This window comes from Klebsiella sp. RCJ4 (assembly GCF_009025755.1).
Taxonomy (GTDB): domain Bacteria; phylum Pseudomonadota; class Gammaproteobacteria; order Enterobacterales; family Enterobacteriaceae; genus Klebsiella; species Klebsiella michiganensis.
This window is the reverse complement of the sequence record NZ_WCIN01000047.1, coordinates 100968-107135: the sequence shown is the minus strand read 5'-3', so window position 1 is coordinate 107135 and position 6168 is coordinate 100968. Positions and strand designations below refer to the sequence as shown.

Sequence of the window (6168 nt, the reverse complement as noted above, 5' to 3'; positions counted from 1 at the left end):
TGAACCCAGGTTTACGCGAACAATCCCGGCAATTTACAATCAGCTATTTCAAAGGGTTGCATAATGCTGATTGGCTACGCGCGGGTATCTACCGGCGATCAAAACCTCGATTTACAGAAAAACGCACTGGTTCGTGCAGAATGTGAACTAATTTTCGAAGATACCGCCAGCGGGAAAAATGCGAAGCGGCCCGGATTAAGGAAAGCTATTCGCCGTCTTCGACCTGGTGATTCGCTGGTGGTCTGGAAGCTCGATCGCCTCGGTCGCAGTGTTCGTGACCTCATCACTCTGGTATCTGAACTGCAGGAGCGGGGAATTCATTTTCGCAGTTTGACCGATTCGATCGACACTTCGACACCTGCTGGCCGCTTCTTCTTCCATGTCATGAGTGCCCTGGCGGAAATGGAGAGGGAATTGATAGTGGAGCGCACCCGCGCCGGTTTAGCCGCTGCAAGGGAACATGGGCGCATCGGTGGCCGCCGCCGGATAATGACCACCGAAGTTGTGGAACGCTGCCGGCGCATGCTGGAAAACGGAGCTACACGCCAGCAGGTGGCCGACGTGATCGGCGTAGGGGTTAAGACGGTTTACAAATATTTTCCGGTAGGCGAGTGAGGTAGGGTGATAGCCCTGTTTGATAAAAAAAATCCCCGGAGCAGGCACACTCAGGGGAAAAAACTTCATTACATTATTGCTGCGTGCGTCTCCGCGCGGAGTATATCTTCTGAGAAAACTCCTGATGTTTCCAGATAATTCTGGTCTGAACAGTTAAGTTAAAGTTCCGGTTGCATGGGTATGTTTTTACTTAAGGGGTCCTGGAGCTGTTGAAGTGCTCGGAGTTGCTATGCACACGATCAACAGCTTGAGGCTGGATACTACCCCTGTTTGAAGGGGAGTGTGATTAACCGCACGTTAACTACTGTTGCCTGAAATTCACATCTGAGATAATAACCTCACGAATAATAGAGCAAAGCGCGTTTAAATATGAGCAGTAAGAAAACGTTAACGTTCATGCAATTTTTGATAATAAATAGTCAACTCGCCAGCATCTCAGATACTTGGGCTGATTTGTGGGTATTGATTTTCCATACGAGCCTTGGTGCGGGCAGGCTGCTGTCTCTTCGTTACGATGACATAGATGGCAATTCGATACTGATACGAGAGAGGGGGAGACTGAAAGCACTGCGCGTTGAAATTCCACCTACGGTGATGGCGATGATAGCGCGGCGACGGGAAAGGCATCCAGAGGATATTTTTGTGTTCCAGAGCCATTCAAATCGTGTGAAGAACGAATGCCGGCCAGTAACACTCATTGCTTTCAATACCGCTTTAAACCGGGCTGCAAAATCCTTATCGGGAGTCACCGTGAGCAGTGGTAGCGCAAGAAACGTATCTCATTAATCGCCCATAAGCACCTGCTGGCAAAGTAGTCAACTTGCAACCCCTTAGTGGGTTATTTGTAAGCTATGAGAATGGTTATTGCCTCAGACCCTTAGGGGGTAAAATTGGGGCAAATTTTGGGGCAGAATAACGTTTGGGGCACGATTTGGGGCAATCAAATGTCCGCATTTGTCCGTATTTGACCAAAAGTCAACAGCGCTATCTCGTTGAAAATATTGCAGATCATTGAATTTGCTAAACTAATTTTTTGCATGCCATAATAAAGTTAATATTTAGGCAACCGCGATCAAAAAAATTGCGCTGTTTGCAGCACCGGACGAGGTTATTGCGTAAACTTTAAAAACTTTACCAACTCGCTGTTTCTTTAAGGTCATTTGTACGCTTTACTCACCGGCTGCTGCGGCGCGGAACGAGTGTGGCGGCATATTTTTGTTTGGAAAGGATACTTGGGTGGCTCTTATGACGCATGATGCTTTTTCCCTTCGCGGCCTCGCGGCAGGCTGCGCGCTTTTACTTCTCGTTGCGCCTGCGGTGCAGGCTGCGGAACAACTCCCCGATGCGCCATCCATTGACGCGCGAGCCTGGATCCTGATGGACTATGCCAGCGGCAAAGTGCTCAGCGAAGGCAATGCCGACGAAAAACTCGACCCGGCGAGCCTGACCAAAATCATGACCAGCTACGTTGTCGGCCAGGCGTTAAAGGCGGGTAAGATTAAGTCTACAGATATGGTGACCATCGGACGCGATGCGTGGGCCACCGGTAACCCGGCGCTGCGCGGCTCTTCGGTTATGTTCCTCAAGCCGGGGATGCAGGTGTCGGTAGAAGATCTTAACAAGGGCGTCATCATTCAGTCCGGCAACGACGCCAGCATCGCGATAGCCGACTACGTGGCGGGCAGCCAGGACGCGTTTGTCAGCCTGATGAACGGCTATGCGCAGAAAATGGGCCTGACCAATACCACCTTTATGACCGTGCACGGTCTGGACGCGCCGGGTCAGTTCAGTACCGCCCGCGATATGGCGCTGCTCACCAAAGCGATGATCCATGACGTGCCGGAAGAGTATGCGATCCATAAAGAAAAAGAGTTCACCTTCAACAAAATCCGCCAGCCGAACCGCAACCGCCTGCTGTGGAGCACGAACCTCAACGCTGACGGGGTGAAAACCGGGACCACCGCCGGGGCGGGCTACAATCTGGTTTCTTCCGCGACGCAAAACGATATGCGCCTGATTGCCGTCGTGCTCGGCACCAAAACTGACCGTATCCGTTTTAACGAATCAGAAAAACTGCTGACCTGGGGATTCCGCTTCTATGAAACCGTGACGCCGATTAAACCCGATGCCACCTTCATTACCCAGCGCGTCTGGTTTGGCGATAGCAGTGAAGCGAAGCTGGGGGCGGGCGAGGCGGGTTCCATCACGCTGCCGAAAGGCCAGCTGAAAAACCTCAAGGCCAGCTACACCCTGAATGATGCACAGCTGACCGCGCCGCTGACCAAAGGGCAGGTTGTCGGCACCATCGACTTTAAACTGAATGATAAAACCATTGAGCAGCGGCCGCTGATTGTAATGGAAGCGGTAAACGAAGGCGGTTTCTTTAGCCGGATGATCGATTTCGTGCTGATGAAACTGCACGGCTGGTTCGGCGGTTGGTTCTCTTAAAATGCAGGCCGCGCCCTGCGGGGCGCGGTTAGTAAAGCAGTGAAATTTGTTTTTCCTTCGCCAGCGCGAGCAGATCGTCATCCGGACACACGTCGCTGGCTATTACGTCAAACTGCGATAAATCCCCCATCCGCGCCGGCCGGACTTTGCCGAATTTACTGTGATCGACAACCAGCACGTGGTAGCGAGCGCTTTTCATCGCCCAGTGTTTGACCGGCAGCTCTTCCAGGTTAAAACAGGTCGCGCCCTGCTCGCAATCGACGCCCGCAGCGGAATAAAACGCGATGTCCGGGCACAGATGGCTCAGCGTATCCTGCAGGCTTAGCGGTTTAAAAATGGCGTTGCTGGCGTGGAACTCGCCGCCGCACAAAATTGCGCGGCACTGGGGCTTTTCCTGTAAGGAAAGAAAGGTATTGAGCGAATAGCAGACGCCGGTAAAGGGCAGGGCGCTATCGATGGCGTCGATGATCCACGGCGTGGTGGTCCCGCAGTCAAAAAAGGCCATCTGGTGGGGCTCAAGCAGCTTTGCCGCATGGCGGGCTGCGCGGCGTTTTTCATCCACAAGGCGCGTTTTCTGATCGCTCAGCAGATAGTGCGTTGCGCTGCGCGGCTCCAGAACGATATAGCCGCCCAGCAACACGACCGGACCGCTGTGGCCGTTGAGGTCGCGACGAATGGTCATCTCTGACACGCCAAGCAGGGTGGCCGCTTCTTTTAGATGGAGTTTATCACTGCGCTTGAGTGCCTGAATAAGCTGGCTGATGCGTTCGTCACGACGAGTTTCCATATTCCCTCTAAGCTGAAAGCGCCCTGCATTGACAGGGCGTCAGCGGCGATTTTACCTGCCGGAAGAGGCTTAGTCACGCGCAGGAATCGGGCGCTGCCGCAACTTTACCGGCTGGTCAGGAACGTCTATTCGCGCACCCAGCCTTTGCGAATCGGCAGCGAAAAGAACAGGCGGTACAGCCGCTGCAGATGCTGATAGAGGGTTTTTCCGCCGCTTTGCCACAGCAGTTGGGCGCTAAGGCAGGCGATCATCGCGGTGAGCAGCCCGCCCAGCATGTCCATCGGCCAGTGAACGCCGAGATAGACCCGGGACCAGGCAATCGCGCAGGCAACGGCGATAAGCAGCGCGCCCGACCACAGGCGGTGCCAGAACATAAAGGCCAGCGCAAAGGTAAAGCAAATAGTACCGTGATTGCTTGGGAAGGAGTTATTGGGTGAATGATGCAGGAAGTTATAGCCCACACCGGCGGCAAACGGACGTTCATGCGGAAAAAACACGCCGAATATCCATGAAAGCGTGAGGCTAATCGCGAGCGCCATCATCACCTTAAATACTAGCTGACGCTGGTTTGGCCCCCAAAGCCATAAGGCGAACACCAATAATGGCACAATAATAATCAGGTCTTTGGCGATAAACGTCGCGATTTCAATTGCCCACCACGGCGACGCGGGGGTGGCATTGAGGAATGCAAACAGCGAGTAGTTAATATTTTCCAGCATACATCCAGGCTCTTGGGTCCGTTAGCAACAAGCCGCCCACCTTAAAAAACGGTGGCGATAAGGTAAAGCAGTATTGTCTTAATTATCAGTTTGTTATGAATGAAAGTGCGTATGTGGCTTCGTTAACAGACTGAGTAAAGGAGTATATAGCCTGTAATCTAATTGAAACATAAACGAAATATATACAGTGGGATTTTCATTCGGTGATGGCGACGCGGTCTCTGCGTGGCGATATTTCTCTTCATCGCTCACAATTCACTATCTCCCCGGCACGACTTTCATTAAACTTTGCGCGGTTTTATTTAAATAAGAGATTTCATGCACAATTCTTCGCTTTCAGGCAAACGCCTCGGACGTCAGGCGCTGCTCTTTCCGCTGTGCCTGGTGTTATACGAATTCGCCACCTATATCGGCAATGACATGATCCAGCCGGGAATGCTCTCGGTGGTGGAAGAGTTTGGCGTGGGCAATGAGTGGGTTCCGACCTCAATGACCGCCTATCTGGCCGGCGGTATGTTTTTGCAGTGGCTGTTGGGGCCGCTTTCGGATCGCATCGGCCGCCGTCCGGTCATGCTGACCGGGGTGGTATGGTTTATCGTGACCTGCCTGGCGACGCTGCTGGCGCAGACGATTGAGCAGTTCACGCTGCTGCGCTTTTTGCAGGGCATCAGCCTGTGCTTTATCGGTGCGGTTGGCTATGCGGCGATACAGGAGTCTTTTGAAGAGGCGGTGTGCATCAAGATCACGGCGCTGATGGCCAACGTCGCGCTGATTGCGCCGCTGCTTGGGCCGCTGGTGGGCGCGGCCTGGGTTCATCTCCTGCCGTGGGAGATGATGTTTGTCCTGTTTGCCGTGCTGGCCGCTATCGCCTTTTTTGGGCTACAGAAGGCGATGCCGGAAACCGCCACCCGCATTGGCGAGAAGCTATCGGTTAAAGAGCTGGGGCGTGATTATCGTGAAGTGCTGAAAAACCTGCGCTTTGTCGCCGGCGCGCTGGCCACCGGTTTTGTCAGCCTGCCGCTGCTGGCGTGGATTGCCCAATCGCCGGTGATCATCATTAGCGGCGAGCAGGCGACCAGCTACGAGTATGGTCTGCTGCAGGTGCCGATATTTGGCGCGCTGATTGCCGGTAACCTGGTGCTGGCGCGCCAGACTTCCCGCAAGACGGTGCGTTCGCTGATTATTCTCGGCGGCTGGCCAATTATGATCGGCCTGCTGATCTCCGCCATCGCGACGGTGGCGTCAACCCACGCGTATCTGTGGATGACCGCCGGGCTGAGCGTTTACGCCTTCGGCATTGGGCTCGCCAACGCCGGGCTGGTGCGCCTGACGCTGTTTGCCAGCGAGATGAGCAAGGGAACGGTGTCGGCGGCGATGGGGATGCTGCAAATGCTGATCTTTACCGTGGGTATCGAAGTGAGCAAGCACGCCTATGAGGCTGGCGGTAGCGGACTCTTCAGCTTGCTCAACCTGCTGAGCGGGGTGCTCTGGCTGGCGATGACGGTCTACTTCCTGAAGGATAAACGCGTAGGCAGCTCCCTCGAACCGCAGTAATCTTCAGATGCCCTGCTGCGACGTTACGCGCCGCAGCAGGCGCGC

General features: G+C 54.0%; 6 protein-coding genes. 4 read left to right on the top strand and 2 right to left on the bottom strand.

Annotated features, from left to right (window positions below):
- Positions 1-63: 63 nt before the first annotated feature.
- The 3 genes from F8562_RS27585 to dacC all read left to right on the top strand — a co-directional run bounded on the left by F8562_RS27585 (position 64) and on the right by dacC (position 3063).
- On the top strand, positions 64-615 hold the full coding sequence (locus F8562_RS27585; RefSeq protein ID WP_064342399.1) for a recombinase family protein: 552 nt from the start codon (positions 64-66) through the stop codon (positions 613-615).
- Between the two features lie 369 nt (positions 616-984).
- On the top strand, positions 985-1401 hold the full coding sequence (locus F8562_RS27580; protein WP_042934048.1) for a hypothetical protein: 417 nt from the start codon (positions 985-987) through the stop codon (positions 1399-1401).
- A 459-nt stretch (positions 1402-1860) separates the two neighbouring features.
- Complete coding sequence (dacC, locus tag F8562_RS27575) at positions 1861-3063, top strand: serine-type D-Ala-D-Ala carboxypeptidase (protein ID WP_038423245.1); 1203 nt, start codon at positions 1861-1863, stop codon at positions 3061-3063.
- Between the two features lie 28 nt (positions 3064-3091).
- Here dacC and deoR read toward each other — a convergent pair whose 3' ends face one another.
- A complete protein-coding gene (gene deoR, locus F8562_RS27570; protein ID WP_004849345.1) occupies positions 3092-3850 on the bottom strand; it encodes a DNA-binding transcriptional repressor DeoR in 759 nt (252 codons plus the stop codon).
- 125 nt (positions 3851-3975) lie between these two features.
- Positions 3976-4569 carry an undecaprenyl-diphosphate phosphatase gene (gene ybjG, locus F8562_RS27565; RefSeq protein ID WP_004849347.1) on the bottom strand — a complete coding sequence of 198 codons (594 nt, stop codon included), beginning with the start codon at positions 4567-4569 and terminating at the stop codon, positions 3976-3978.
- 318 nt (positions 4570-4887) lie between these two features.
- Here ybjG and F8562_RS27560 point away from each other — a divergent pair, with 318 nt between their 5' ends.
- Complete coding sequence (locus tag F8562_RS27560) at positions 4888-6123, top strand: MFS transporter (protein WP_014228589.1); 1236 nt, start codon at positions 4888-4890, stop codon at positions 6121-6123.
- The last annotated feature ends 45 nt before the right edge of the window (positions 6124-6168 follow it).

Bases quoted from the DNA above. Each gene is read 5' to 3' on its own strand.
- F8562_RS27560 (WP_014228589.1), top strand. From the start codon at position 4,888: ATGCACAATTCTTCGCTTTCAGGCAAACGCCTCGGACGTCAGGCGCTG.
- dacC (WP_038423245.1), top strand. From the start codon at position 1,861: ATGACGCATGATGCTTTTTCCCTTCGCGGCCTCGCGGCAGGCTGCGCG.
- F8562_RS27585 (WP_064342399.1), top strand. From the start codon at position 64: ATGCTGATTGGCTACGCGCGGGTATCTACCGGCGATCAAAACCTCGAT.
- F8562_RS27580 (WP_042934048.1), top strand. From the start codon at position 985: ATGAGCAGTAAGAAAACGTTAACGTTCATGCAATTTTTGATAATAAAT.
- ybjG (WP_004849347.1), bottom strand. From the start codon at position 4,569: ATGCTGGAAAATATTAACTACTCGCTGTTTGCATTCCTCAATGCCACC.
- deoR (WP_004849345.1), bottom strand. From the start codon at position 3,850: ATGGAAACTCGTCGTGACGAACGCATCAGCCAGCTTATTCAGGCACTC.